Source organism: Maritimimonas sp. 2304DJ26-3 (assembly GCF_056591635.1).
The window spans coordinates 1-248 of the sequence record NZ_JBWQOK010000017.1 but is presented as its reverse complement, the minus strand read 5'-3'; the positions used below and the strand labels follow the sequence as shown (position 1 = coordinate 248).

1 protein-coding gene is annotated in these 248 nt (G+C 41.1%); it reads left to right on the top strand.

Going from position 1 to position 248, the window contains the following annotated elements:
• Positions 1-248 (top strand): hypothetical protein (locus AC1EUV_RS13815; protein WP_480199307.1); only part of this gene is annotated, 248 nt, incomplete at both ends.

Genomic DNA, 248 nt, shown 5'->3' with positions numbered 1-248 from the left:
ACCTTAACCTTTACAAGTAGTAGTGACCCGACAAGCTGTGGCGGTACAGATGGAGAAATCGTACTAGCAACTACTGACTTAGCAGATGGTAGTTATACAGTAAGCTCAACGGCAGGTAGTTTAACACTTGATGTTGTAGGAAATGTAGGAACGATCAGTGGCTTAAGTCAAGGTGTTTACAATGATATTACAGTTACTCAGAATGGGTGTACATCAACAGCAGATATAGATGTTACCTTGAGTGATCC